Below are 25,586 nucleotides of genomic sequence, written 5' to 3'. Positions count from 1 at the left end.
TTTTTATTACTTTCTTATAACTACAATATCTAGCATACCCTCATGTAAGCGGCATCATCTGCAAAATCCGGCTGATCCGAAACAAACTTTATAACATCTGCGGATTTTAAGCCTGGATTTCTTTTGATATAAGCAGTGAGCATTTCTAATCTTGCTGCATTCTTCTGAGCATAATGCTCCATAGCCGAGACAAACTCAAAATAAGAATCATCTATATTGTTGAGCAGTTTTCTTAATTCTTCCATAACTACGCCCCCTTACATTTCTATTCTCATATATATATTATAGTTATCATATCCATGATTCTCAAAATAATACCAATATGGTTTATTATCTATTCCATACGAAATATGTACTGCGTATGTTTTTCCTTCGTATTTACTATAATTCGTATTTATTTCTCTGCAGATTTTTGCATATTCTGCCCTATCCAAGATAAATGTATTATAAACAAATCTCACAACTTCTCCTATCATTCATAATATCATCTGCACATAAATTACACAAGCTAACACCAAAACATATTATATACCCTAATTTGTGATAATTAATGCAAATGTAATTTTTGATAGATTTAGATGTAATAATCCGTTTAATACGTCTCCCACAACTTCATCTTCTTGGCATTATCCACTATGTCAATGCAGCTTCCGTCAATTGCATTTATACATATAATCTGGGATATCTCCCCTACCGTGTCCTGTCCCCGAAGCTCCTCGCTCTGTGTAAATATCCATGCAGGAATGTAGCAGAGCTTTCCATCGTCATCTGCTGTCGCCATGTATCTGAGTGCCACGTTGTTGAACTGAACCTTGCCATATCTGGTCTGGTATTTCTCATAATATGTTGCAATGCCCTCATTTGCCTTTGCGATCATGTCGTTCCAGCTCATGAGTTCCACATCCTCCGCCTGCAGGGATGAAGGATCTGTGTAAAGCTGGGCAAACATATCTACAACTCCATCATCATCAATATTTAATGTTACACTGTCACCAGGCTCAAACATATAGCCATTCTGTGTCTGGAGATTGTCAACGTTATATAATTCGCCCTCTCTCTCCTTTGCTCCGTATATAGACCTGCTGAGCGTTACCGAGTATCCACTCACCTTGGTCTGCTTTACCTCGCCATTGTCATCCGACCATATTCTGGCAAGCGGCTCTGTCTTTGTACTCTCCATACCGTCTATCCCCATCTTTGAGAGGAAATTCATCGCTTGGGATATGGCATCGTTCTCCGTGAGTTTGCTCTCATTTGTGACATTGGTCAGATCTATGTCTGTGGCATTGCTGATGCCCGTCACATAGGTGTATGTTGCGCCGCTCACACCATCCAAAAGCTTGTTTTCCTCACTCTCGGATTTGTAAAATGATATATACACACCTGCGTCTGTATTGTCATCCTCACCGCCATACTGTGATATACTCACCGTATATTCCTTGTCTCCATATTTGCCTGTATACGATGAATACGGATCATCATAATTCTCCAGCAAAGGAAGTGAATCCGGTGCATCTGCCATCTGCTTCTTGTATGTCTCTATCTGGGTATCATACCAGGCATCCGACGAATCATCCCCCTGCCCCTGAGCCTCCTTCTTAAACTTCTCTGTACTCTCTATCATACTCTTCAGCTCATCCTTGGTCTGCACTCCATCCTTGCGGATATATATGCCCTGGGACTTGTCCAGGAGTCCCTCGACAATGCTCTGTATCTGTGCAGCATCAAGCTTCATAGTGCTGTAATATACCCTCTTCATGGAATCCGTATCAGGAATATCTATCGAACCGGAACAGCTTATCTCTGACAAGCCCGAATTGCCCACATCAAATGTCTCATCACACTTCTCCGGGATTCCCAGACTCTTTGCAAGGCTGCCACCCGCATCGTTACTGCCATCATCACTGTATCCACTTGCCGAACCCGACTCTCCATCCAATGTATAATCAACCTTTTTATTTCCACATCCTGTCATCTGCATCGCCATCACTCCTGCCAGCACACATGCCGCTATTCTTGTCGCTCTCTTTCCCATGATTATCTTCCTCCTTGTCATTTCGCAAATATTCATATATTAGACATTTCACCTGACCATATCAGCACATTTATTTTGATATGGTTTTTGTTCCTGCCCCAGTCTCCGGGTCTGTTCCGTACCATGTCTCAAGACATTTTGCAGTCTCAATTATATCTACACAGCTTCCATCCACTGCGTTTATGTACACAAGCTGCACTATATTATCGTATGCGCCATGACTCTCCTCAATGGAATCACCATATATGTATTCTGTCCTGTCCCCATCACCGCTCGACCTGTTCTCACAGCCACACATGCCACATACGGCAAGTACAGACATGACCAGCGCAGTTTTCCGCCACGAATTTCCTGACATTTTCTGCCTCCCTTCACATTAAACTTCAGAAATGTCTCTGCTCATAATGTATTGTAAAATGGGTGTACATTAAGAAACAATTGCCGGGAACTTTAAGATATTCTTAAGACGAAAAAATCCCTTCCGTATGATGTACCTAATCATACGGAAGGGATCTATAATCCACATTATATTTAGAATTTGAAAAACATCAGCAGGAGTATGATTCCCACAAGCGTGAGTGCCGCTCCCACCAGAAAGGCTATCTTAAACCACTTCTCATCACCTGTCACCCTGTCAAATGTATCATCCTCAACCTCAACAAAGCTGAGTGCCGTCATGGTCATAAGCCCAAGTCCGGTAAAAATCGCAGATGAAGCAGGTATCCTTATGGCCGGTATAACCCACAATATAAAATATACTACATCACATCCAAGCAATATAAACAGCTTTTTTCCATACTTCTCAAGCATAACCCTCGATCTCCTTAATATAACACTTAACCTGTATCATAACACCTTATATGTGTTTACTCAAGCTTTCCGACTTTTTGTTCTTAAGCCTCCTTATTATGTCATCACATCCACAGACTGCGCTTATTCCCACCGCAATCCCCAGCACGAACAGCATTGTGGAATTGCCATATGCGCTTGCGGCCTTCCAGTCTGAATCAAATGCCGCGCTCAGTGTGTAATAGAACGGAGCCCCCGGCAGAAGCGGAATGAGTCCGACTATAAGATACTGATTTGCCGGTGCTTTCATGATCCTTGCCGCTATCTCAGCATATATGGCAGCCCACAGGCTTGCCGCAAGAGACGGGATAAATACGTCATCTATGATATTTCTGACCAGAATGTATACTATCCATGTGCACATTCCATTGACCGCCGCCGGTATCACATTCCGCCTGCCAAGATTGAACATAAGCGCAAATCCCAGTGATCCCAGAAGCGCAGTGATTATCTGTACCGCCATTTGCCATTCCTCCTGTTGTTATCTGCAGATAAATACCGCCAATGCAAATCCGCAGGCTATGCCTGCCGCCCACAGAACTGATTCAACCAGTCTCAGGCTTCCAGTTATCGTATCACCGACAAACATGTCCTTCACTGCATTTGTCAGCGCAAGTCCCGGGATCAGCAGCATAATGTCTCCTATCATGACCTTGTCCTCATGTATTGGAAACACACGCCCCGCCAGTCCGATCAGCACTCCTGTGACAAATGAACACAGAAAATTAAACAGTATGTTGTTGGTACATATCGGGGCGAAATACATCTGCATCAGCCATATCCCCACAGCAAATGCCGCCGCCATAGCTCCATCAAGTATGGTTCCGCCGAAGAATACCGCAAGCGCTCCCGCCGCCAGCACGCTTCCCACGCACACCCGGAATCTCGGCGCTGATGCCTGCTCTATCTCTTCAATTCGTTCTTTCAGGCCCTCAGTGGCTAGTGGCTGTCTGCAATACTCTCTGCTCAGGGCATTTATCCGCTCCAGCTTCCAGAAGTCCGTCTTTGTCCCATCCCTGGTTCCTCTGGTCATGGAGCACACCGATCCATCCGGCATGTTCATGGTACATACCAGAGTGGATGTAATAGCAAATACGTCCATACGCTCTGCTCCATAAGCAGCTCCCATTCGTCTGAGTGTATCCTCCACTCTCTTCACCTCCGAGCCATTCCGGATCATCATGGCTCCCACATCCATGAACAGACCGAGCATTTTCACATCCTCCGGACTTCCCTGAGGCATATCCCGCAGCTTCTCCATTCCGCTGTGCCTGTCAATATCCGCCATACCCATATGCCACCATCCTTTTTGTACAGATATACCTCATGCCATTATCTATCTCATTGGAACCTGCTGGAAGTACTGGTGTCTTCTCTCATCCACCATTTTCTCCAGTTCCTTCTGATTGTGGTTATATATCTTATTTATCTCATCGTTATATCCTATTATTATGTATGGAACCATGCTTTCTATGTATGCAAGGGTGTCATCACAGTCCTTCTCCTTCCTCATCGGAAGCGCCATTCCGCTGCCATCATTCAGCCTGACCTCGATCTGGTAAGACTTACCCGCCTTAATTCCGTACACTTTGTTCTGGGTTATGAGCTTATATACCCACATAAGCTCCCTGGTCTCGGCAAAATTCACCGTATCACCCTTGATATACATGAAGAACTCATTATTTAATCTGAGACCATTCACTGCAGCACCTGATCTGTAAAACTGCTCTATCCTCTCCATCTCATACTCAGGATTCGGCTTCTTCTTACAGTAATCCAGCACGTCTCTTATGTTGCTCTGCCTTATTGCCAAGGATACAAACCATGCCGCAAATGCGAGGAACATCGCAGATCCAAGCCCTATCCATATTGATCCTTCATCTACCCCCATTGCTGCAGCAACACCGGAGATTCCGATTGCTGCAAATATCACTGCTCCAATAATACATTTTATCCTGTACTTTGTTCCAAGCTTCTTTATCATCTGTTTTAACCCCATTTTCTTAATTGTACTCAGTCATATTCCACCTTCATCAGGCAAAGTCCATGTGGAGGCGCCGTAGGCCCCGCCAGCTGCCTGTCCATCCCGGCTATGATCTCAGGAATATGCTCCGCACTCATATTCCCATATCCAACCTCTACCAGTGTTCCGGTCAGTATCCTCACCATGTTCTGCAAAAAGCCATTTCCATGGAATCTCATGCGGACGTAGTCTCCCTCCTTGACTATATCCACATCGTATATAGTTCTGACCGTGGATTTCTTCATTTTATTGTTGCCACAAAAAGATCTGAAATCATGCTTTCCGACAAAATACGATGCAGCCTTTTTCATCACATCCACATCAAGTATACTGCCCTGTGGCACACACCACACATAATTTCTATCAAATACAGGTTTCTCAGCACCTACATACAGCGTGTATTCGTAGACTTTACCGGTTGCATTCAGCCTTGCATGAAACCTGTCCCCGGCCACAGCAACATCAAGCGCGCAGATATCCGCAGGCAGATATCTGTTCAGATAATCTTTTATCTCTTCCGGAGTCTTATCTGTTTCTAGCCTTCCGTTTGCCACCATGGCTCTGGCATGTACTCCCGCATCAGTCCTGCCTGCACCATGGATATCGACCTTTGCATCGACCATCCTGGTTAGGACCGCCTCTATTCGCCCCTCCACTGTATCCGCATTTGTCTTGCTCTCCCAGCCATGATAACGTGTGCCATCATAGCTGAAAGTAAATCTGTAATTTACCATATGTCCTCTCCAGGGACCTGCTCGCCTGTGTCTGTCTCAAATTCCTTTACCTGTTCAAGCCAATATTGCTTATCTTTTTCTGTTATCGGTCTTATGACTTTACATGGATTTCCAGCAGCTATCACACCATCCGGAATATCCTTTGTGACAACCGCCCCTGAGCCTATGACAACATTTGAACCTATGGTCACACCCGGATTGATGACCGTATTGCCGCCGATCCATACATTATCGCCTATTGTGACCGGCTTGCCAAGCTCCACACCGGCATTTCTGATCATCGCATCTATCGGATGACTTGCGCAATATATATTGACCCTTGGTCCCAGAAATGCATGATCTCCAATGACGACGTCACACTGATCCAGGACTATCAGCCCTGTATTTGCATAGAAATAGTCTCCCACATGTATATTTGTTCCATAGTCGCAGTAAAATGGCGGCTCTATGTAACACTCCTTTCCCATGTGTGCGAATAATTTTCCAAGATACTCGCCGGTTCTTGTCATTGTCTCAGACCTCGGAGCACCATTGAACTTATCAACCAGATCCTTCGCCTTCCCCTCTGGATCCCAGTCCACACATTTATATAACTTGCCAGCTTTCATTCTGCCAAACATTTTCTCTACTCTATCCATAGAATTTTCTCCTCGTATTATAATATTTACTCATCATGTTTATATCTGACTAAAAGATACCATTCTTTATGGCTGCAATCAACCGCAAATATAATTACTCGTAAATCGAATCCAATATAAGCAATAAACTTCTATCGGTAACAGAAAAACTGCTCTCCAGATATTATAATAAGCCGCGTGCCTGTATTCTGAATCGATAGCGTAATCGACTGAACTTCAGCGCTTATTGCCGGAGCGGCGCGCACAAACGCCCTTATCGTGCGCAGAGCGCAGTGCAAATATAAGCAAGCTGAAGTGGCGGAAGATTAGTGTGATTCAGAATACAGGCACACGGCTTATTATGTCTGGAGAGCAGTTTTTCGTCCGTCCTCAATACACATAAAGGTACATCCCAAACCAATGCAGCGCGGCCCCCAGCATCACAAAGATATGCCAGATAAAGTGCGCCCCCTTGGTGTCCTTCACAAATGGAATCATGCCAAGCGTATAGACAACACCTCCGCCCACGATCCATCCCAGAAGCGGCTTGTCATTTCTGAACCAGCCCGGAATGAACATGATGGCGCTCCATCCGATGACGAAGTACAACGTATAGTGTATTGGTCTGAACCTGCCCGGTCCGAACACACATATGATGGTGATCCCCGCTATTATGAGCGCCCACTGCACACAGAACAACACTATTCCAAGCACATTTCCCCAGTACACAAGGTACAGCGGAGCAAATGTTCCGCCTATCAGCAGATATATCGAGGAATAGTCAAATCTTCTCCAGAGCCGCTTGACTGCCAGACCGGATTTGTATGAGTGATACAGACAGCTCATGAGAAACATCAATATCAGTGATATTCCATAAAAACACGATGCCATCACTTTGAGTCCTGTGTCTGACTTCAGGAGAAGAAGGACAAAGCCGGCTATGGCAAGCCCTGCTCCTATTCCGTGGGTAACAGCATTTCCCACCTCCTCGAGAACGGTGAGCTTTGGCGGCTCATTCAGTTCCCTGTAGTGCTGCTTTTTTGCTCTTTTTGAATCTTTCTTCTCTTCTTTGCTTTTCTCTTTGTCCAGCTCAGCTTTCTGCTGACTGCTCATGTCTGTTTCTAAGTTATTTACTTCTGCCATATTTAATCCTAAAACTTCTTTCTATCTATAACTCTATCTATAATTTATACTGCTATCTATAATCTACACTGTCTTACAACCGCAGTCTCCAGCTTCCATGCAGAGCACAGCCCTGGATTCATCATCGCAGACAACTAGAGCGCCTCAAGCACCTGCACCCCACGTCTCTTCAGCCATATTCTAAACAAAACTGCAACGGCTGCCGTCAATGCAGTGCTTATTGCTAGATACATTGTCGCTCCGGTAAAACCTCCGAATAACAAATATCCCACCACAAGTACAATAATATATACAAAATTCGATAAAATAGCAACAAGTACACCCATGCTCTGCTTCACGACCGATGCTTCCGACGTCCAGTCAAGCTTTGGCATCTTGAGATTGACTGCAAGCCCTATGTATGCAGTCAGGCACACATAAAGACATGGTATCAGTAACATCATCACGCCATCTACAAGTGATGGTGTCACAAAAACAAGCATCACTATATCAAGGATCAGCGCCGGAATCAGGGTAAGTATCACATGCATCCTCAGTTTTGCCCTAAGTATCTGCCACGATGTGACTGGAAGCGAACGCACGATCCAAAGATTCTTTCCCTCCAGAGATATCGATGGTGCAGTCAGATCATTCATCGACGCGGCGGCACATACGGCTATACACGCCCCAATTATAAGTACACCATCCGGTAGTCCGGGAGTTTTCGTAATCATATCTACTACATACTGTCCTTTAACAAGACAAACCACTGCCATAGCGATCATTATCAATGTCCCCAGGGAACAGTTGAGCATATATACGGCAGATGCTGCCAGTCTTTTGAACTCTTTCTGAAGAAGTGCTGCATCCTGGCTCTGCGCCTTTGCAGCTTTTATTATATTCTTCCTTTTTGTATGTCCGGCTTTTGTCGTCACGATTCCGATGAATGTTCTCTCAAGTACCAGCCACACTGCAAGAGAGATGATCAATGTGCCTGTTGCCACAAACGCCAGCTGCAATCCATCTCCTGTAGCCGCACGACCAATTGAATAGAGCGGATATGCAGCACCTTTTATCTTTGCACTGTATTCTCCGCTGTTTGCCAGGATCTTTGAGAGCAGCTTATTTGCATTCATGTATACAGCATAATATGCGGCTATAAATGCCAGTGACAATACAACTGTCACAAAGCTCTTATTTCTGGTCTTATTGCCTATCTTCCCCACTACCCAGCCAAGTATACATGAGAGCACCAGTATGACAAATGTCAGAAGAACCAGTACTATAATAGATGACACGACCGGCCACACACCGGGATGGGCTACTATTCCATATACTATGATACCGGGAACCATGGCGGTCACGGCGAACATCGCACCCATGATGTACACTCCTGACAGTCTTGCAAATAATATAGCCCTGACCGGGATGGGCAGTGACAGCATCAGGTCATTGTCTTTTGCCTGATACAAGCTCGCATATGTATTGAACACACTTCCTAATATACCGATGGTCAACGCCATCATAGACATCATCGCCATGTACATCCAATCAAGCCCCGCAGAACAAAGCGGCTCACACACCGAATATGCCTCCATTCCGAACATGGCTCCCATACAGCCCTGCAGCACTGCCACATAACTGATGATACCCAGAACTACAGCACCTTTGGATCTGGACTTTCCAGTCTTCCGGTCAACGAAAAATCCACTGAACAGCATCTTAAGCTGTTTCTTCATCAATATCCTTATCATGACTCACCCTCCAGATCAAGGAACACGGATTCAAGTGACTCGTCTCCCTTCACCTGCTCCATTATGCCCGCCTTCACCAGTCGTCCGCCTTTTATGATCGCCACTTTATCGCACAGCTTTTCTGCGACTTCCAATACATGTGTGGAGAAGAATATCGCCCCTCCGTCATCGCACATTTTTCTCATCATCTGCTTGAGTATATGGGAAGCCTTTGGATCGAGTCCGACAAACGGTTCATCCATGATGACAAGTTTCGGCTCATGTATCCATGCTGATATGATTGCCAGTTTCTGCTTCATACCATGGGAATACTCGGATATCAGCTGTCCTAGGTTGTCTTTTATCTCAAATGCGTCAGCATATTTGTCTATGAGCTCGTCCCTGACTTCCTCCGGCACGTCAAATATATCTGCTATAAAATTCAAATATCCGATTCCGGTCATAAAATCATACATATCTGGATTGTCAGGAATATATGCCATCTGTTTCTTGCATTCCAGCGGTTTTTCCTTTATGGACACACCATCTATAAGGATATCTCCCTCCTCAAAATTCAGGATCCCTGTACACGCTTTTATAGTGGTTGTCTTACCTGCCCCGTTGTGTCCGATGAAACCATATATCTCCCCCGGCATTATATGTAGGCTTAGATTGTCCACCGCCAACTTATCTCCATATCTCTTTGTGAGATTTTTTATTTGCAGCATATTATTTTCTCCTTTTTCAAAACAGGGGACGGAGGTACCTGACCTCTCCGTCCCCATAGATTATCGCGCTCTATGCTTATTTCGCTTCATCCTGCCCCTGAACTCATCAAGTGCCGCGCGACCAGGTCCCGTCATAGGTTTGATCCACCTTCCTTTTAACAAGTACGGTGTCAGTATGACAAATCTCAGAAGTTCATCCGTGTAAACAAATGAGAACACTGCGAGGAATGGCAGCTTGAGCACCATTCCTGCTACCCATGTAGCCGGGACCGAAAACAACATCAGTCCACTGATCTCCATAACTGTTCCAACGATGGCCTCACCGCCTGCACGGAAGCACTCGTTCTGTATATAGCAGCATGTTCTGACTGCTCCGAAGAACAGATATATTATAAGCATATACTTTGTGTACATCATCGCCTCAGCCCCGAGTCCAAACAATCCAAACAGCGGATTGTGCAGCAGCATCGTGATGAGCACAATTGTGAATGTGATGGCAGGACATACCAGTGCAGCTCTCTTGGCATAGGAAAGTCCCCTGTCCAGATTACCCGCGCCAACTTCATTTCCCACGGCAACGCTGGACGCATTTGCCAGACCACCAAAGAATGCATATACAAACCCTTCACATACACGGAATGCAGCCATGGCGGCTATGGCGGAATCACTCTGATGTCCCATGACAACGTTGATTATCATCTGGCCCACGCCATAGAGGATCTCGTTGCATACGATCGGGAATGCCTTGGACGCATAGGACTTCACAAATCCCATATCAATATCAAATGCCTTTCGCGCACTGAACTTTATCTCATGCCTGCTCTTTGCAAGATACAGAATGAGCAGCGCTATGTTCACGATACCAGACACCAGTGTACCTATAGCCGCACCAGCAACTCCCATCTTGGGAGCACCAAATTTACCATAGATCAACACAAAATTTATACAAAAGTTGAGTAAAAGTGAGATGACCGAGCATACCAGTGGCACCTTCACCCTCTCCGTTGACTTAAGGAGTGCTGTAATTATTGCGGCAAATACCTGAAGCGGATAAGACCATCCAACTATTCTCATATATGGCTTCGCAAGTGCTATGATCTCTACTTTATCTGTATATATTCCAAGTATCCACCCCGGTGCAACCACAGTCACCACCGCAAATGCTATTCCAAATATTCCCGCACATATGATCGCCAGACCAAATGCCTTGTTCATTCCCTCTGGATCCTTGGCACCCCAGTATTGAGACATGAACAGAAGGGAGCAGCTGACAAATCCCCAATATGTTGAAAACAAAAGTGATCCTATCTGTGCACACACGCCAACCGCCGCAACGGCGATCTCGCCCTCACTTCCTATCATGATGGTATCAACCATACTAGCGGTGGTCGCCAGCAGATTCTGCATCGCAATAGGCACAGCAAGCACAGCCAGCATTCTGGCAAATTCTTTCCATGTCACCTTTTTATTATTTTTTACAAAGCCCGTAGCAGCACTTCCCATTTTTGTTACCTTTTCCTGTTATTATCTCTTTCATCATTTAATTTGATGCGTCCGATTATTGTACTCCCGAATAATTGTATTTGCAATGGCTTTATACCTGTAGTATGAAGTATTTTCTTATTAATTTTAACAGGCGCACCACTTTTATTCCATCTGTGATGCGCCAAGCCTTGTTATTTTCAAGTATTATATTTTTGTGTGCCATTGTTACATACTGTTGTTGGTTGACAAATCTTCAAGCTCACGCTCTACTCTCTCAAGCTCGCCGTCACTCCAGTTCTCCCCCAGTGCAAATACTGCCCTGCACACACTGAAGTTCACCTCGCCATCTGCGTTGATCTCCCCGGAGATCACTCTGTGGGATATCTTCTGAAGTGTGGAAAGTATGTCTATCCGCACGTCCGATATGACAGAAGGCTCTGCCACATTGCCATCTCTATTGCCTTCCTCGTGCTCTGTCCGTTCTTCTCTGTACACGCTCTCCCAGTCATAATCTGCAGTCCTGCCACATGGTGCACCGCATACACTGCAGTCAGGGACAATTGTATGCTTATCAGCATGCACCCTTGCAATCATCGCCTTCATGTCTGCATCAGAGATGCCAAGAGCAATATCAGACATGTGCAAACCTTCTATTATTATGTTATTTGTATCATCAGTCACATGCATCATCCCATCAGTGGCTCTCACCAGCCCTATCAGAGCACCGACCAGACGACTGCCTGTCTCAGTTGTAATTCTTATTTTATCTTCCATTGTCTTTACCTTTCATGGTGCTGTGAAGAGAATGTCAGTCAAGAATTCTTCCATCTATTGATATTGTTGCAACCTGCCATGGGATAAACTTGCCGCTGTCCTGAAGTGCCTTCTTCGCAGCCATCTCCAGTCCTCCACAACAAGGAACCTCCATACGGACTATTGTAACACTTTGTATGTCATTTCGCCTGATAATCTCTGTAAGTTTCTCTGAATAATCGACACTGTCAAGTTTCGGACAGCCGATCAGAGTCACATGTCCCTTTATGAATTTCTCGTGGAACGATGCATAGGCATAGGCTGTACAGTCCGCCGCTATAAGCAACTTTGCACCATCAAAGTATGGCGCATTTACCGGGGCAAGTTTGATCTGCACCGGCCACTGTGTGAGCTGGCTCGGGCGCTCATAATTATATATGTCACCCGCCTGCTGATTGACTGTTTTATCAGTTGTATTCTGTACGCATTCTACTGCTGCCTGTTCATATGAGCTTGCCTGTACTGCTTCACCTGAAGCTGCTGCCGGTCTCCTGAATATGCTTCTCGCCATGGAACCAGGGCAACCGGAGTGTGCCGGACTTTTTTCATGCATCACTCCTGAGCCAACCATATTTCTGGATTTTTCTGCATCGAGTCTTGCCTGTTTGTTTGCCATGACTGCCGCCTCATCATACGCAGCCGCCTCTCTCTCCACAAATGTTATGGCTCCTGTAGGACACGACGGCAGGCAGTCGCCAAGTCCATCACAATAATCGTCTCTGAGCAGCTTTGCTTTGCCGTTTACCATGCCTATAGCACCCTCATGGCACGCATTTGCACAGGCTCCACATCCATTACACTTGTCCTCGTCTATCTGTATAACTCTTCTTATCATATATATTTCCTCCAATCTTTTTCCTGCTTTTAACGTCATTATATTCAGTCAGAGCATTTGTGTATGTTGAATTTTCAACATAAAAATGTTATACTTTCTAGGGACAATCCTTGTGACAAAAGTAGCGTCCCCACTAAGAGGTAATATGAACAAATACATGAACACATTATTGAAATCCAGTCTTTTTTCTGGTATTATCGCCGACGACGTTGACTCCATACTGGACTGTCTGGGTGCAATCATCAAAAAATACCAAAAAAATGAGTGTATTCTCATGGCTGGCAACACAACAGAATATATAGGATTGCTGCTTACAGGCAAAGCGATAGTCATCCAGGAGGATTACTGGGGGGGTCAAAGCGTCATGTCTGCCATCCTGCCCGGACACACGTTTGCGGAATCATATGCCTGTACCCCTGGCTCCGTACTCGACGTCAGCGTATATGCTGAAGCTGCAAGTTCTGTATTGTTTCTGAATGTTCAAAAAATGCTCACCACCTGCCCGGTAACATGTGGCAGACATAATCAGATGATAAGAAATCTCCTGCGTGATCTCGCCGGCAAGAACCTGAGGCTCGGCGAAAAATCAAAGCACATGAGTCAGAAAACAACCAGGGATAAGTTGCTCTCCTACCTGTCATCGGAGATGCACAGACATGGCAGCAACGAATTTGACATACCATTTTCCAGACAGCAGCTCGCTGACTTTCTGTCCGTGGATCGCAGTGGACTGTCTACTGAACTTGGCAGGATGAAGACTGATGGGCTGATCGACTTCCACAAATCTCATTTTGTTCTCAAGTCTCCTGCCCAGGGGTGGACTGATGTGTGATGTTGATGTATCATGTAATTAACTGTTCAGGGAAATTCATTACAGATGGGGGATTTTCCCTGATTCAGGATTTATCAATATAATATGATCAGGAGGGATTTCAATGAAACCAATGAAAACTATCAAAGACGGATGGAACAAATTCACTGTTGTCGTAAAGGATAAAGACTACTCAACAAGAGAGGCCGTGCTTTTCGCTATCTGCACATTCCTCACAGGGCTTGTGCTCGGAATGCTCTGCTCTCCTAGAAAGAGCCAGACATTTGGCTCATACAACGGCAACTGCAGCGATGGCGGCTGTAACTGCGACTGCGATTATGATGAGGACGATTTTGAGTAGGCTGCGAACTGATAACTAATATCCCAAAGCAAAAGACAGGTGTCGATTATCTGACACCTGTCTTCTGTGTTTCACAGGATACATTTCACTTATATCTTCCAGCTAACTGCCAGTTCTCTCGAATCCACAAATCTTCTGTAGATTCCGTCCTGCTTCATGAGTTCTTCGTGGGTTCCCTTCTGGGCTATTCTTCCCTGATCCACCACTACTATCTGATCCGCATGTCTTACGGTCTTGAGTCTGTGGGCGATCATGATGATCGTCTTCTCCTTTGTCAAAGCGTCCACTGCAAGAGTAAGCTCCTTCTCGTTCTCAGGATCGACATTTGCAGTCGCCTCGTCAAGGATGATGATAGGTGAATCCTTCATGATGGCGCGGGCTATGGATATTCTCTGTTTCTCACCGCCTGAGAGGGTTGCACCGCCCTCACCGATCACAGTGTTGTAACCGTCAGGAAGCTTGCTGATGAAGTCATGGCAGCACGCCTTCTTTGCAGCCTCCACAACCTCTTCATGGGTTGCCTCCGGCCTTCCGAACTTGATGTTGTTCTCTATGGTATCAGCAAAGAGATATACATTCTGGAATACAAATGAGAAGTTGTTCATGAGACTGTTCATGCTGTAATCCTTAACATTTGTTCCGCCCAGGGTTATCTCACCCGAATCCACATCCCAGAATCTGGCGATCAGATTGCACAGGGTTGTCTTTCCACCGCCAGATGGTCCGACGATCGCCGTCGTTGTCTTCTCCGGTATGGTGAGTGAGATTCCGTCTATTATCTTTCTCTTGTCGTAAGAGAACTCTATATTCTTAACCTCTATATCGTGATTTTCTGGATTGAGTTCCTTTCCATCTATATCCATTGTGTCAAGTCCGAGCACTACATTTGCCTTGTCTACGCACACACTGACCACATGTATCAGTGATGAAAATGTTCCCATGGTCTCAAGGCCCCCGTAGAGCATGAATGCCGCGATCGACATACCCACAGCATACAGAACGCTCATGCTGCCATTTATATAGAAATAAGCCGAAAGACCTATTATTGCAGCTCCGGTGAGTTTTGTCACAACGCTCTGAAGGAAATGATATGGAACATAGGCAAGCTCCATTTTTACATTTGCCCTGACGCAGGCTTCATTTGCCGCATTGAGTCTCTTCGTCTGCTTGCCGATGAGGTTGTAGGACTTGACCTCCGATATGCCCTGTATGTACTCCATGATCTGGTTTATGAGCTCAGTGTCACAGTCAATCTTCGCCGAAGATGCCTGCTTGCCGGCATTCTGCATCACCGTGTTTATCACAAGGAATATGGCAACTCCTGCAAATGATACCAGCGCGATCCTCCAGTCGCAGAGCAGGATCATGAGTATGATCATGGATGTCTCGAGAAGTCCCTGAGTCGTAAGCATGACTACTCTCGTAGCCACATCTCCCAGATTCTCCATGGTATTTGCCGTGACTGATGCGATCTCGCCTATTCCTAATTTGGTTTGGGTATAACAGAATTCACCGCCAAATTCAACTACGGATTGCAGTTCTTACAAGGTTCATATCCCTCAGATATAAGCTCGTCCCTTGTGGTCGTTCTCTCAGATTTATTCACTTCCTTCATCTGTTTCACACTCCTGCATGATGGCTTATGAAACTTACCGGTGTTGGTGTTGACTATGTATGTATCCTCATCCGCAGACTCCTTCTGGATCTCCGATGTATCACTGCCAATATCTGACTCCGTATCCTGAGTTTCTCCGATCATTCCAGCTTCTGCTGTCTGGTCATCATCTCCTTTTTCCTCTGATACTTTAGTGCTGGCATTCTCTCCCGGCACCACATAATCCGGATCCGCTTCGCTGTCCCCTGTAGCATAGTCGATTATCACGCCTGGCTGTACATTGTACACATACACATTGAAACTTACTCCTGCGCCTTTATCCTCCACGGACTCCGCCTCCATCTGCACTCCGGACGCAACCAGATTGTCTCCATCGTATACAGGTGTAACCCTGTAAAGCACATGATTTCCAGTACTTTCCACATAATCAGCTACCTCATTTTCAAATGGCAGCATGCCAGTGACATTCAGATATCTGGTTCCAGTTATCAGATTCTTTTCATTTGCATTCTCCCCGGCAAGCTGATATCCGATCAGATGGCAGCGATTATACAGATAATTGCCGTCTATACGATCATTGTATTTAACTGTATGCCACCCTGAAGGCTTTATCATACCTATCTCGCCGCGCTCCTCCGTTGGCATAATCTCCTTACAGATATTGGCATAGGCAACTCCACATCTTCCAAGAAAGTCCAGGTCGCTGTAATTCTCAAATGCCTCCGTCACCATCTCATCCTCACTGAAATAAGGCACATTGCCATTTATCTCACAATATGCCTCTCCCGAATATATGGGAATATCAGCAATCTCCATGCTCGAAGCCTGCTGATCTGCAATATTCTCAGATGCTGCCGCACTGCTTTCAGGTGACGTGTTGCCGGTGTTATCTTTTTTCTCCGCAGCTGTGGTATTCTCTGATTCTGAGGTATCTTCTACAGTCTCCTTCTCATATCCCTTTACCGCGGACCTGCTGCCATCCGCAATTTCTGACATACTGCACCCGGACATCAGCAATGCAAATATTGCTACATACAGTACACTGTAAAATTTTCTTTTCACGTCACATTCTCCTCTCTGAAAATGTTATCCCTGCCTATATACATCCTATTAAAATTTAGCTATCTTTTTCCAAAATGTATAATAACATTCTACATTTTGTCATCCGTTTTGTGAATACATCCCCGCATAAAACCTCAATTCAAAACAAAGAGTTTTCACTAGCTGCTTTAACAAATCATTGCAACAAAAAAGAGGATATATACCACATGTGATACATATCCTCCTTACAATTTATGCTCCCTTGTGTAAGCTTTTCCCTACACCATTCCATTTGCGACCTTATACTTGTAGAGCATCTCCGCATGATTCTGCTCCTCGATCTGTATATCCGCCAGAAGCTTTCTCACCGCACTCTCGCCAAATGCAAATATCTCTCCATTGTACTCGCCTGACACAAGCTTCTCTGTTCCAATACAGTCTGTTGCAAGGAACTCATCATTCTTCTTATCCTCGGAATCGTCCATCATCTTGTATGTCTGCTTTGGCTCATAATCTTTTCCATCGCTGTCATTGCAGTCACACTGTGGAACCTGTCCGTCAAGCACCTGGGTAAGTGAATCATAGTGCTTCTGCTCTTCCTTCTGTATAGTCTGGAACAGATTCTTAAGCTCAGGATCCTTCGCCTGCTCCGCATATCTTCCATATTTCTCCACACAGGACTTCTCCTGTGTCTGAAGATCCTGGATAACTGTTTTCTCTTTTTCCTTTAATATCATAGCAATACTCCTTTCGATTAAAATTCATCCCATCGCATAGATATTATTGTCCAAAATAGTACAGCTCTATTCCTACATCTCTATTTTTTTATATTTTTCTGCCTTCTGGTCATTTATATATATGTATGGCAATGAAAAATCTCAGGACCGTGTCATACAATAAAAGGCGAATGCCCTGCAATTGTCATACAGCCATCCGCCATTATATCACATATATTTATTTTATTTCTGTAGTCTCACAAACTCTCTACAATAAGCCACATACATTACAATCAACACAAGTCCAACAGCCACTATTGGCATCACGCCTGTGTCAAATGCAAACATACTCATAAACGTAAGTATCCACATGACAAATCCTGCCTTAATTCCAGTCATAAATCCCTTCTTGGAGGATTTGGCTATCATGATAAGCTCAGCCTCGTCCGATGTGTTCTCCCAGTCACGGCGAAAATGCATATCGAATATATTTCCGCTTTTCTCCGGGTTAAGCTTCTTCTCTTCATCGATGACAAGCTTTTCAACCACACAATACAGTGCCATAGATATCAGAAATATGAGCTCGGACAGCACTGTCAGGAATGTGCCACGCCCATCACTGTACGTCCTGTCCACAGCGTATATACACACCGGAAACAACACAAGTCCAACGAACACGATGACACACGGGAGATATGAGGCAGTCGTGATCCGACTCTCTATATCCACTATCACATCCTCGTTCTCTCCGTCCCAGCCTCTGATCATCCTCTTTATCTTCCCATACATGACAAATGACACCACAAACGTCGCCAGCATGAGCACACCATATACTATAGGCAGCGTATCAGCTGTTATCCACCATATATGATCCCAGTTGATCCCATCCAATGTGTCCTTGTTCACCGCGGCAAGCCTTCCCGCCAGGAAACCTCCCAGCAGACTTGCCAGGATCATGACCGCAAATATTATATATATCTTCAGATTACTTTTCTTGTTCACTTTTTTATCAGTATCCTTCATCTCATATCCTCTTTTCATTCTATGAATTAACACGACCTTATCCATATGTCAGGAATCATTCCTTATCATCCTCGTATTGGAATATATCCTCCACACTGACGCCACATACCTTCGCGATCTTCAGTGCCAGTGTCACCGATGGGCTGTAGTCGCCCCTCTCTATCTGACTTATCGTCTGCCTCGAGGTCTGCACCAGTGCACCCATCTCCTGCTGGTTTACCCCCAGCTTAGCCCTGTATTCCTTCAGCTTGTTGTACAGCGGCATCTATATCACCTCCAGCTTGTTAATCTGTATTGTCATCATAATCAGGTCCATTATCTGTTTATGCCGTCCTCTCCATCAGAGCCCAATCCTTTTATTACATTGTCCGCATCTTCAGCTTCTGCTCTGTCTGCCAGCCCATGCTCTGCATACTTATGTGTGGATGTCCCCCATATCATAGAAAAGCTTATTCCAAAGCAGAATCCAATTGATATGCCAAGGGCAAGATTGTCAAACAGCATTCCGTACACTATACCAAGTGCAACACCAATTAGAATTCCAAACGGTGCGCCAGTGGATTTATCACGCTTACACACATATATTTTATCCTTCAATAAAAATCCATCACTCTTATCATCGCCAAATACATCTATCACTTTCTGATACATATTGCCATGTGCAGCCTCCATCATATCTTCCGTCAGATTGTCCACATCAGGATGAATATAATACTTTCTAAGCTTATATATACTTAGCATATCCTTGCCACTCTCTGGTTCAGGCGTCAACGAATCCCTAGCAATCTCTTCTTTCTCAAAAATAAAGCAGCTCCACATCTGTTTCTTCCTGAAGAATCCATACACCGGAAGCCCCTTCTTCAGACTTTCCCGGAGCTCATTCTCAAGCTCATTTATATCACAGACCTCAGCCATAGCATCTCCTAGCTTGTGCTTCTTTAACATTCTTTCTGTGATCGGTGTCACGGAATATCCCTTGACCTGTGTCTTCAATTTGTCCACTGGTTGGGAGACGATCATGCCCTCAAACATAGCTTGTAGTGTTTCACAGGTAGATTTCTTATTACCTTTATCCATGCCATTTTCACTTAGATTGTCCTTTTTATTTACACCTTGCTTTTTCCTCATATCCTCATAACTCCATTTTAATTCTTACCACTAAAATCCCATTCCAAATTCAAGCTATATATATAATATATATATATTATATATGCCAAATGACAACTATAGTTGTCATTTCTTTTACAATGGAGTATAACAAATGACAAGGAAAGTTGTCAATAACTTTTGACAACTTTCCTTGTCATATCAATGTTGGAACGGAGGCACCTGAAATCTGGAGAACCGCCAGACTGATGCCTGGCAGTGCAACAACTAAACAATTGAGCAAGATCATCTTTTATTAAATGATATCATACTTCTCCACATCCACGACTGCCTGTCCCTCACATAACAGCTCTATTCCATCCGCTTCAATAGGTGTATATATCGCCGTGCTCATTGTCATAGCTCCATCATTTACAAACAGCTCTATCGAATTCCTGTCCAGTATAAATCTGAGCTTTATACTATCTTGAGCCTCCTGCTGTTCATCAACCTTTCCCTTGACATCCCCGTAACATTCTGCTGATTTCACGCAGGCTCTTCTGATACACACCACATCTTTCTCAAATCCGGCAAATGTCCTGTCCATCTCTATTATATTATTTTCTCTGTCATATATAAATCGAGTATAATATCCGCTTCCCTTTGCCAGATTCACGGTAAATCTGCTGTATTTGTTTCCAGTGATTACAAATGTCACATCCAGACTTCTTCCACTTATACCTTCCAGACTACGCCGTCCACTCACTACTTCATCTGAGTACCTGACCATATTAGCATGATACTTCTCTATCTCTCTCACTGGCTTCTGTATCAAGCATCCATTTTTCAGAGATATCTCCCTCGGAATCGTCATCATTCCCTGCCACTTCTGTCCACCGGGTATCCACAGATTATGCCACGACTGCATCCACGCTATCATTATCCTTCTGCCATCCGGCAAAAGTGTAGTCTGAGGCGCGTAGAAATCTGTTCCATAATCAAGTGATAATGGCTCTCCACCGTCAAATTCCTTCTCACCTTTATCAAATTCTCCAACAAAATAGATAGAATTATTTCCATTGTGGAATTCATATCCCTCTGCTTTCATTCCCGTAGGCGATACGAGAAGTACATGATGATCGTCTAATTTGAAGAAATCAGGGCATTCCCATATGCCGCCCAGATCACCTTCATTCCGTGCAAGGATACTCTCAAATGTCCAGCTTTCCATATCAGCGCTCGAAAGTAATACCACAAGCCCCTTATTATCCTGATCCACACAGCCTGCAGCCATATAGTATCTGCCATCCTCAAGCCATGCCTTCGGATCTCTGAAATCCGCTCTGCTCAATCCCTCCGGCAGCATATCTCCGGTCACCACCGGGTTATTCTGTATTTTTTTATATGTAACGCCATCACCAACCGCTATGCTCTGGTTCTGCAATACCCCATCACCGTCGGGATTTTTCATAACACTGGTATATATCAGGACATGCTCTCCATCTCTTTTTCTCCTTTATACTTACATGGTTTATATTTTGCGTTCTTTCAAATAACACATTTAAATCAATAAAATAGAGACATTTCCACTGTACCATACATAGCATCTCTTGAAAATGTCCCTAAATAAATTTATTTCCTATTTTATAATAAACCTACACTGAAATATCTTTCAGCTCTGTCCGCCATAATTGTAGCTATAACCTTATCCCTACCATACTTCTCTGCCATCTGCATAGCTGCCCATACATTTGCACCGGATGACGTACCTACAAGAAGTCCCTGTTCTTTGGCAAGTCGTCTCGCCATCTCAATGGCATCCTTATCCGCCACTTCCACCACATCTGTTACCAGTGATGTATCCAGAACATCCGGTATAAATCCATCGCCTATTCCCTGTATCTGATGGATTCCCGGGCCATCTCCATGTAGCGCTGACACTCCCTTAGGCTCAACGGCAACAATCTTCGTATCTGGATTTTTCTCCAACAGATATTTAGCTATACCTTGGAGAGTACCCCCACTTCCAACACCAGACACATATATGTCTATCTTCTGACCAAGCTGTTCACACATCTCAACTGCTGTTGTGCGATAATGCGCATCTGGATTTGCCTGATTGACAAACTGCTGCGGCATGAAATACTTCTCTGGATCAGATTCTGCTATCTCATTTGCCTTATCAACAGCACCACCGATGCTTAGAACCGGATCCGTAAGTACCAGCTCAGCACCAAATGCCCTGATAACCTTCTTTCGCTCCTCACTCATATTCTCTGGCATCACAATTATCACTTTATAACCTTTCTGAACACCACAGAGTGCAAGCCCTATTCCGGTATTACCGCTCGTAGGCTCTATAATAGTCATTCCCGGCTTGAGTTTTCCCTCACTCTCTGCAACCTCCAGCATGTTTTTTGCGATCCTGTCTTTAATACTTCCACCAGGATTAAGGAATTCCGCCTTGGCAAATATATTGTATCCTGTCGACTTTTTCAGACACATAAGCGGAGTATTCCCTATCAGATCAAGCACATCATTGTAATACATATTAATCCCTTCTTCTCTTTACTTTATATTATAATATTTTACATATTTTTCCACCAAAGTCACTATAAAATATATTGAACTGCCTTTATATTAATGTGGTTTATTCTCCTTTTTCATAGTTTTTTCATAGTTTGCCATTTCCCTTCCCACTAATATAAATAAAGCCTTGAAACACTGAGTTTTCAAGGCTTTTTAGCAGGGGATGAGAGAATCGAACTCCCACCAAAGGTTTTGGAGACCCCTATCATACCATTTGACCAATCCCCTATATACAGAAAAAATTTAACACCTGTTGCAGCGTTAAATTTTCTCGGTACTTTTATTTTGTACCTTCAGAATTTCACACAGAAAGCTAGTAACCTAACCCCATCTAACAACCAAAGACTGTTTCAAAGTAAACTTTATTCTTTACTGTGTATGCCTTAGATTCTGCACCTTGCAGATATCATGCACACTTGCGTATCTCCAAAGCTTATCTCTTAGAAACCTCTAAGGATAAGTCCTCGACCTATTAGTACTTCTCAGCTGAGTGCGTTACCGCACTTACACCTGAAGCCTATCAACCTTGTAGTCTTCAAGGGGTCTTACTCCGAAGATGGGATATCTTATCTTGAGGGGGGCTTCACGCTTAGATGCCTTCAGCGTTTATCCCTGCCAAACTTGGCTACTCTGCCATGCCTTTGGTAAAACAACAGATACACCAGAGGTTTGTCCATCCCGGTCCTCTCGTACTAAGGACAGCTCCTCTCAAATATCCTACGCCCACGCCGGATAGGGACCGAACTGTCTCACGACGTTCTGAACCCAGCTCGCGTACCGCTTTAATGGGCGAACAGCCCAACCCTTGGAACCTGCTACAGCTCCAGGATGCGATGAGCCGACATCGAGGTGCCAAACCACTCCGTCGATGTGAACTCTTGGGAGTGATAAGCCTGTTATCCCCAGGGTAGCTTTTATCCGTTGAGCGATGGCAATCCCACTTTATACCACCGGATCACTAAGTCCTACTTTCGTATCTGCTCCACCCGTCGGTGTCGCAGTCAAGCTCCCTTCTGCCTTTGCACTCTTCGAACGGTTTCCAACCGTTCTGAGGGAACCTTTGAGCGCCTCCGATACTCTTTCGGAGGCGACCGCCCCAGTCAAACTCCCCGTCAGACATTGTCCCCCAGCCGGGTTACGGCTGCAGGTTAGAAACCCAGTACTGTAAGGGTGGTATCCCAAGGTTGGCTCCATGGCAACTGGCGTCACCATTTCCTAGCCTCCCACCTATCCTGTACAGACAGTACCGAATCCCAGTATCAAACTGGAGTAAAGCTCCATGGGGTCTTTCCGTCCTGGCGCAGGTAACCAGCATCTTCACTGGTATTTCAATTTCACCGGGTGTGTTGTTGAGACAGTGCCCAAATCATTACGCCTTTCGTGCGGGTCGGAACTTACCCGACAAGGAATTTCGCTACCTTAGGACCGTTATAGTTACGGCCGCCGTTTACTGGGGCTTAAATTCAAAGCTTCGATTGCTCTAACCTCTCCTCTTAACCTTCCAGCACCGGGCAGGCGTCAGCCCATATACCTCACCTTTCGGTTTTGCATAGACCTGTGTTTTTGCTAAACAGTTGCTTGGGCCATTTCTCTGCGGCCACATCTCTGTGGCACTCCTTCTCCCGAAGTTACGGAGTCATTTTGCCGAGTTCCTTAACAACACTTCTCCCGCCGGCCTTAGGATTCTCTCCTCATCCACCTGTGTCGGTTTACGGTACGGGTACTTATGAAACAATAGCGGCTTTTCTTGGCAGCTGGCTCACACGCTTCTCTACTAATGTTCGATCCACATAACGCTTTACATTTTTCATGCGGTTTTGCCTGCATGACTGCTATACGCTTGTACCGGCTTTTCCATTTCCGGCTCGTGCTCTCCTTCTGCGTCCCCACAGTTCTGTCCATAAGCAGTACAGGAATTTCAACCTGTTATCCATCGACTACGGCTCTCGCCCTCGCCTTAGGCCCCGACTTACCCAGGGAAGATCAGCTTTACCCTGGAAACCTTAGATATTCGGCCTTTAAGATTCTCACTTAAATCTCGCTACTCATTCCGGCATTCTCTCTTCTTAACTCTCCACTGCTCCTTACAGTACAGCTTCGTCGACTTAAGAATGCTCCTCTACCATCCTTTCGGATCCACAGCTTCGGTGTCGTGTTTTAGCCCCGGACATTTTCGGCGCAGGACCTCTCGACTAGTGAGCTATTACGCACTCTTTGAATGTATGGCTGCTTCTGAGCCAACATCCTAGTTGTCTTCGAAATCCCACATCCTTTACCACTTAACACGCACTTTGGGACCTTAGCTGGTGGTCTGGGCTCTTTCCCTTTTGACTACCCAACTTATCTCGTGCAGTCTGACTCCCGTACATCATCTACGCGGCATTCGGAGTTTGATAATCTTCGGTAAGCTTTGACGCCCCCTAGGATATTCAGTGCTCTACCTCCGCAAGACTAATACGAGGCTAGCCCTAAAGCTATTTCGAGGAGAACCAGCTATCTCCGGGTTCGATTGGAATTTCTCCCCTACCCACACCTCATCGCCACCCTTTTCAACGGATGTGCGTTCGGTCCTCCATCGCCTTTTACGGCGACTTCAACCTGGACATGGGTAGATCACCCGGTTTCGGGTCTTCTTGTACTGACTTATGCGTGCTGTTAACACTTGCTTTCACTTCGGCTCCGCACCTTAAGTGCTTAACCTTGCCGGTACAAGAAACTCGCCGGACCGTTCTACAAAAAGTACGCGGTCCTACCTTAACGTAGTTCCACAGCTTGTAAACACAGGGTTTCAGGTTCTCTTTCACTCCCCTCCCGGGGTCCTTTTCACCTTTCCTTCACAGTACTATGCGCTATCGGTCACTGAGTAGTATTTAGCCTTGGAGGGTGGTCCCTCCGCCTTCCCACAAGGTTTCTCGTGTCTCGTGGTACTCCGGATCCTGCTAGGCGTGTTTTCAATTTCGCATACGAGGCTTTCACTCTCTTTGGCGGGACTTCCCAGACCCTTCTGCTATCGTTAACACTGCCATGTTGCAGTCCATACCCCGGAGTGCACGCACTCCGGTTTGGGCTCTTCCGCTTTCGCTCGCCGCTACTAACAGAATCGATGTTTCTTTCTCTTCCTCTCCCTACTTAGATGTTTCAGTTCAGGAGGTTCCCGACCTATACCTATGTATTCAGTATAGGACGACTGAGGTTTGCTCAGCCAGGTTTCCCCATTCAGAAATCTGCGGTTCATTGAATATTTGCTTCTTGCCGCAGCTTATCGCAGCTTATCACGTCTTTCATCGGCTCTCAGTGCCAAGGCATCCACCCTGCGCTCTTTCTAACTTAACCTTACAACACACGTAGCTTGATGTGTTGTGGTCTCTTT

26 protein-coding genes, 1 tRNA gene, 1 rRNA gene and 1 pseudogene are annotated in these 25,586 nt (G+C 45.1%); 2 read left to right on the top strand and 27 right to left on the bottom strand.

Annotation, left to right across the window (positions count from 1 at the left end):
- Positions 1-29: 29 nt before the first annotated feature.
- The 16 genes from ARA78_RS09205 to ARA78_RS09130 all read right to left on the bottom strand — a co-directional run bounded on the left by ARA78_RS09205 (position 30) and on the right by ARA78_RS09130 (position 12,974).
- Positions 30-245, bottom strand: a complete 216-nt coding sequence (locus tag ARA78_RS09205; protein WP_055280431.1) for a hypothetical protein — start codon at positions 243-245, stop codon at positions 30-32.
- A gap of 12 nt (positions 246-257) precedes the next feature.
- Complete coding sequence (locus ARA78_RS09200) at positions 258-476, bottom strand: hypothetical protein (protein ID WP_118649791.1); 219 nt, start codon at positions 474-476, stop codon at positions 258-260.
- Between the two features lie 116 nt (positions 477-592).
- Positions 593-2,035, bottom strand: coding sequence for a DUF6034 family protein (locus ARA78_RS09195; protein WP_055280429.1), 1,443 nt, complete (start codon positions 2,033-2,035; stop codon positions 593-595).
- 70 nt (positions 2,036-2,105) lie between these two features.
- Complete coding sequence (locus tag ARA78_RS09190; protein ID WP_055280428.1) at positions 2,106-2,393, bottom strand: hypothetical protein; 288 nt, start codon at positions 2,391-2,393, stop codon at positions 2,106-2,108.
- Between the two features lie 173 nt (positions 2,394-2,566).
- Entirely contained in the window at positions 2,567-2,845 is a 279-nt protein-coding gene (locus ARA78_RS09185) for a hypothetical protein (protein WP_015533590.1), read from the bottom strand.
- 46 nt (positions 2,846-2,891) lie between these two features.
- Positions 2,892-3,347, bottom strand: a complete 456-nt coding sequence (locus ARA78_RS09180; protein WP_055280427.1) for a threonine/serine exporter family protein — start codon at positions 3,345-3,347, stop codon at positions 2,892-2,894.
- 18 nt (positions 3,348-3,365) lie between these two features.
- Positions 3,366-4,178 carry a threonine/serine exporter family protein gene (locus tag ARA78_RS09175; RefSeq protein WP_055280426.1) on the bottom strand — a complete coding sequence of 271 codons (813 nt, stop codon included), beginning with the start codon at positions 4,176-4,178 and terminating at the stop codon, positions 3,366-3,368.
- Between the two features lie 42 nt (positions 4,179-4,220).
- The gene (locus tag ARA78_RS09170) at positions 4,221-4,883 is read right to left on the bottom strand and encodes a DUF6709 family protein (protein ID WP_242849701.1); all 663 of its coding nucleotides are present in this window, start codon (positions 4,881-4,883) and stop codon (positions 4,221-4,223) included.
- 14 nt (positions 4,884-4,897) lie between these two features.
- Entirely contained in the window at positions 4,898-5,641 is a 744-nt protein-coding gene (truA, locus tag ARA78_RS09165) for a tRNA pseudouridine(38-40) synthase TruA (protein ID WP_055280424.1), read from the bottom strand.
- Complete coding sequence (locus ARA78_RS09160; RefSeq protein ID WP_055280423.1) at positions 5,635-6,279, bottom strand: sugar O-acetyltransferase; 645 nt, start codon at positions 6,277-6,279, stop codon at positions 5,635-5,637. The genes truA and ARA78_RS09160 overlap by 7 nt, the downstream gene beginning before the upstream one ends.
- A 369-nt stretch (positions 6,280-6,648) precedes the next feature.
- Positions 6,649-7,401: a PAQR family membrane homeostasis protein TrhA gene (gene trhA, locus ARA78_RS09155; RefSeq protein WP_055280422.1), complete on the bottom strand. Its 753-nt coding sequence runs from the start codon at positions 7,399-7,401 to the stop codon at positions 6,649-6,651.
- 134 nt (positions 7,402-7,535) lie between these two features.
- Entirely contained in the window at positions 7,536-9,134 is a 1,599-nt protein-coding gene (locus ARA78_RS09150; RefSeq protein ID WP_055280421.1) for a putative ABC transporter permease subunit, read from the bottom strand.
- Entirely contained in the window at positions 9,131-9,841 is a 711-nt protein-coding gene (locus ARA78_RS09145) for an ABC transporter ATP-binding protein (RefSeq protein WP_015533583.1), read from the bottom strand. Before ARA78_RS09145 ends, ARA78_RS09150 begins: the two co-directional genes overlap by 4 nt.
- 60 nt (positions 9,842-9,901) lie before the next feature.
- Positions 9,902-11,344 carry an MATE family efflux transporter gene (locus ARA78_RS09140; protein ID WP_015533582.1) on the bottom strand — a complete coding sequence of 481 codons (1,443 nt, stop codon included), beginning with the start codon at positions 11,342-11,344 and terminating at the stop codon, positions 9,902-9,904.
- Between the two features lie 207 nt (positions 11,345-11,551).
- Complete coding sequence (locus ARA78_RS09135) at positions 11,552-12,100, bottom strand: hypothetical protein (protein WP_015533581.1); 549 nt, start codon at positions 12,098-12,100, stop codon at positions 11,552-11,554.
- Positions 12,101-12,134: 34 nt separating this feature from the next.
- A complete protein-coding gene (locus ARA78_RS09130) occupies positions 12,135-12,974 on the bottom strand; it encodes an ATP-binding protein (protein WP_015533580.1) in 840 nt (279 codons plus the stop codon).
- 145 nt (positions 12,975-13,119) lie between these two features.
- On the opposite strand from ARA78_RS09130, the gene ARA78_RS09125 reads away from it, so the two are divergent.
- Both ARA78_RS09125 and ARA78_RS09120 read left to right on the top strand, forming a co-directional pair.
- Positions 13,120-13,806 (top strand): Crp/Fnr family transcriptional regulator, encoded by a 687-nt coding sequence (locus ARA78_RS09125; protein ID WP_022216870.1) that lies wholly within the window; start codon positions 13,120-13,122, stop codon positions 13,804-13,806.
- Between the two features lie 103 nt (positions 13,807-13,909).
- On the top strand, positions 13,910-14,146 hold the full coding sequence (locus ARA78_RS09120) for a hypothetical protein (protein WP_015533578.1): 237 nt from the start codon (positions 13,910-13,912) through the stop codon (positions 14,144-14,146).
- Positions 14,147-14,235: 89 nt separating this feature from the next.
- Here ARA78_RS09120 and ARA78_RS09115 read toward each other — a convergent pair whose 3' ends face one another.
- The 11 genes and pseudogenes from ARA78_RS09115 to ARA78_RS09070 form a co-directional block, all read right to left on the bottom strand.
- A complete protein-coding gene (locus ARA78_RS09115) occupies positions 14,236-15,618 on the bottom strand; it encodes an ABC transporter ATP-binding protein (RefSeq protein WP_330375997.1) in 1,383 nt (460 codons plus the stop codon).
- Positions 15,619-15,671: 53 nt separating this feature from the next.
- The gene (locus ARA78_RS09110; RefSeq protein WP_055280420.1) at positions 15,672-16,823 is read right to left on the bottom strand and encodes a DNA/RNA non-specific endonuclease; all 1,152 of its coding nucleotides are present in this window, start codon (positions 16,821-16,823) and stop codon (positions 15,672-15,674) included.
- A gap of 257 nt (positions 16,824-17,080) precedes the next feature.
- Positions 17,081-17,539, bottom strand: a complete 459-nt coding sequence (locus tag ARA78_RS09105) for a ferritin-like domain-containing protein (protein ID WP_055147620.1) — start codon at positions 17,537-17,539, stop codon at positions 17,081-17,083.
- Positions 17,540-17,761: 222 nt separating this feature from the next.
- Entirely contained in the window at positions 17,762-18,541 is a 780-nt protein-coding gene (locus ARA78_RS09100) for a DUF3169 family protein (RefSeq protein ID WP_022216875.1), read from the bottom strand.
- Between the two features lie 55 nt (positions 18,542-18,596).
- Positions 18,597-18,806: a helix-turn-helix transcriptional regulator gene (locus ARA78_RS09095; RefSeq protein ID WP_022216876.1), complete on the bottom strand. Its 210-nt coding sequence runs from the start codon at positions 18,804-18,806 to the stop codon at positions 18,597-18,599.
- A 50-nt stretch (positions 18,807-18,856) separates the two neighbouring features.
- Positions 18,857-19,669 carry a hypothetical protein gene (locus ARA78_RS09090; protein ID WP_022216877.1) on the bottom strand — a complete coding sequence of 271 codons (813 nt, stop codon included), beginning with the start codon at positions 19,667-19,669 and terminating at the stop codon, positions 18,857-18,859.
- A 274-nt stretch (positions 19,670-19,943) separates the two neighbouring features.
- A complete protein-coding gene (locus ARA78_RS14395) occupies positions 19,944-20,417 on the bottom strand; it encodes a GH32 C-terminal domain-containing protein (protein ID WP_278315668.1) in 474 nt (157 codons plus the stop codon).
- Between the two features lie 42 nt (positions 20,418-20,459).
- Positions 20,460-21,119 (bottom strand): annotated as a pseudogene (locus tag ARA78_RS14390) (glycoside hydrolase family 32 protein); the annotation flags it as partial.
- A 152-nt stretch (positions 21,120-21,271) separates the two neighbouring features.
- Complete coding sequence (gene cysK, locus ARA78_RS09080; RefSeq protein ID WP_015533570.1) at positions 21,272-22,177, bottom strand: cysteine synthase A; 906 nt, start codon at positions 22,175-22,177, stop codon at positions 21,272-21,274.
- Positions 22,178-22,373: 196 nt separating this feature from the next.
- A tRNA-Trp gene (locus tag ARA78_RS09075) sits at positions 22,374-22,444 on the bottom strand.
- A gap of 224 nt (positions 22,445-22,668) precedes the next feature.
- Positions 22,669-25,549, bottom strand: a 23S ribosomal RNA gene (locus tag ARA78_RS09070).
- Between the last annotated feature and the right edge of the window lie 37 nt (positions 25,550-25,586).

It is taken from the genome of Coprococcus eutactus (assembly GCF_001404675.1).
GTDB classification, from domain to species: Bacteria; Bacillota; Clostridia; order Lachnospirales; family Lachnospiraceae; genus Coprococcus; species Coprococcus aceti.
Note: the sequence above shows the minus strand (reverse complement) of the source record. Positions and strands in the feature narration are given on the sequence as shown.

Bases quoted from the DNA above. Each gene is read 5' to 3' on its own strand.
- ARA78_RS09175 (WP_055280426.1), bottom strand. From the start codon at position 4,178: ATGGGTATGGCGGATATTGACAGGCACAGCGGAATGGAGAAGCTGCGG.
- trhA (WP_055280422.1), bottom strand. From the start codon at position 7,401: ATGGCAGAAGTAAATAACTTAGAAACAGACATGAGCAGTCAGCAGAAA.
- ARA78_RS09095 (WP_022216876.1), bottom strand. From the start codon at position 18,806: ATGCCGCTGTACAACAAGCTGAAGGAATACAGGGCTAAGCTGGGGGTA.
- ARA78_RS09130 (WP_015533580.1), bottom strand. From the start codon at position 12,974: ATGATAAGAAGAGTTATACAGATAGACGAGGACAAGTGTAATGGATGT.
- ARA78_RS09170 (WP_242849701.1), bottom strand. From the start codon at position 4,883: ATGGGGTTAAAACAGATGATAAAGAAGCTTGGAACAAAGTACAGGATA.
- ARA78_RS09105 (WP_055147620.1), bottom strand. From the start codon at position 17,539: ATGATATTAAAGGAAAAAGAGAAAACAGTTATCCAGGATCTTCAGACA.
- ARA78_RS09140 (WP_015533582.1), bottom strand. From the start codon at position 11,344: ATGGGAAGTGCTGCTACGGGCTTTGTAAAAAATAATAAAAAGGTGACA.
- ARA78_RS09160 (WP_055280423.1), bottom strand. From the start codon at position 6,279: ATGGATAGAGTAGAGAAAATGTTTGGCAGAATGAAAGCTGGCAAGTTA.
- ARA78_RS09190 (WP_055280428.1), bottom strand. From the start codon at position 2,393: ATGTCAGGAAATTCGTGGCGGAAAACTGCGCTGGTCATGTCTGTACTT.
- ARA78_RS09125 (WP_022216870.1), top strand. From the start codon at position 13,120: ATGAACAAATACATGAACACATTATTGAAATCCAGTCTTTTTTCTGGT.
- ARA78_RS09090 (WP_022216877.1), bottom strand. From the start codon at position 19,669: ATGAGGAAAAAGCAAGGTGTAAATAAAAAGGACAATCTAAGTGAAAAT.
- truA (WP_055280424.1), bottom strand. From the start codon at position 5,641: ATGGTAAATTACAGATTTACTTTCAGCTATGATGGCACACGTTATCAT.
- ARA78_RS09145 (WP_015533583.1), bottom strand. From the start codon at position 9,841: ATGCTGCAAATAAAAAATCTCACAAAGAGATATGGAGATAAGTTGGCG.
- ARA78_RS09100 (WP_022216875.1), bottom strand. From the start codon at position 18,541: ATGAAGGATACTGATAAAAAAGTGAACAAGAAAAGTAATCTGAAGATA.
- ARA78_RS09200 (WP_118649791.1), bottom strand. From the start codon at position 476: ATGATAGGAGAAGTTGTGAGATTTGTTTATAATACATTTATCTTGGAT.
- ARA78_RS14395 (WP_278315668.1), bottom strand. From the start codon at position 20,417: ATGGTCAGGTACTCAGATGAAGTAGTGAGTGGACGGCGTAGTCTGGAA.
- ARA78_RS09150 (WP_055280421.1), bottom strand. From the start codon at position 9,134: ATGATAAGGATATTGATGAAGAAACAGCTTAAGATGCTGTTCAGTGGA.
- ARA78_RS09205 (WP_055280431.1), bottom strand. From the start codon at position 245: ATGGAAGAATTAAGAAAACTGCTCAACAATATAGATGATTCTTATTTT.
- ARA78_RS09195 (WP_055280429.1), bottom strand. From the start codon at position 2,035: ATGGGAAAGAGAGCGACAAGAATAGCGGCATGTGTGCTGGCAGGAGTG.
- ARA78_RS09135 (WP_015533581.1), bottom strand. From the start codon at position 12,100: ATGGAAGATAAAATAAGAATTACAACTGAGACAGGCAGTCGTCTGGTC.
- ARA78_RS09120 (WP_015533578.1), top strand. From the start codon at position 13,910: ATGAAACCAATGAAAACTATCAAAGACGGATGGAACAAATTCACTGTT.
- ARA78_RS09180 (WP_055280427.1), bottom strand. From the start codon at position 3,347: ATGGCGGTACAGATAATCACTGCGCTTCTGGGATCACTGGGATTTGCG.
- ARA78_RS09185 (WP_015533590.1), bottom strand. From the start codon at position 2,845: ATGCTTGAGAAGTATGGAAAAAAGCTGTTTATATTGCTTGGATGTGAT.
- cysK (WP_015533570.1), bottom strand. From the start codon at position 22,177: ATGTATTACAATGATGTGCTTGATCTGATAGGGAATACTCCGCTTATG.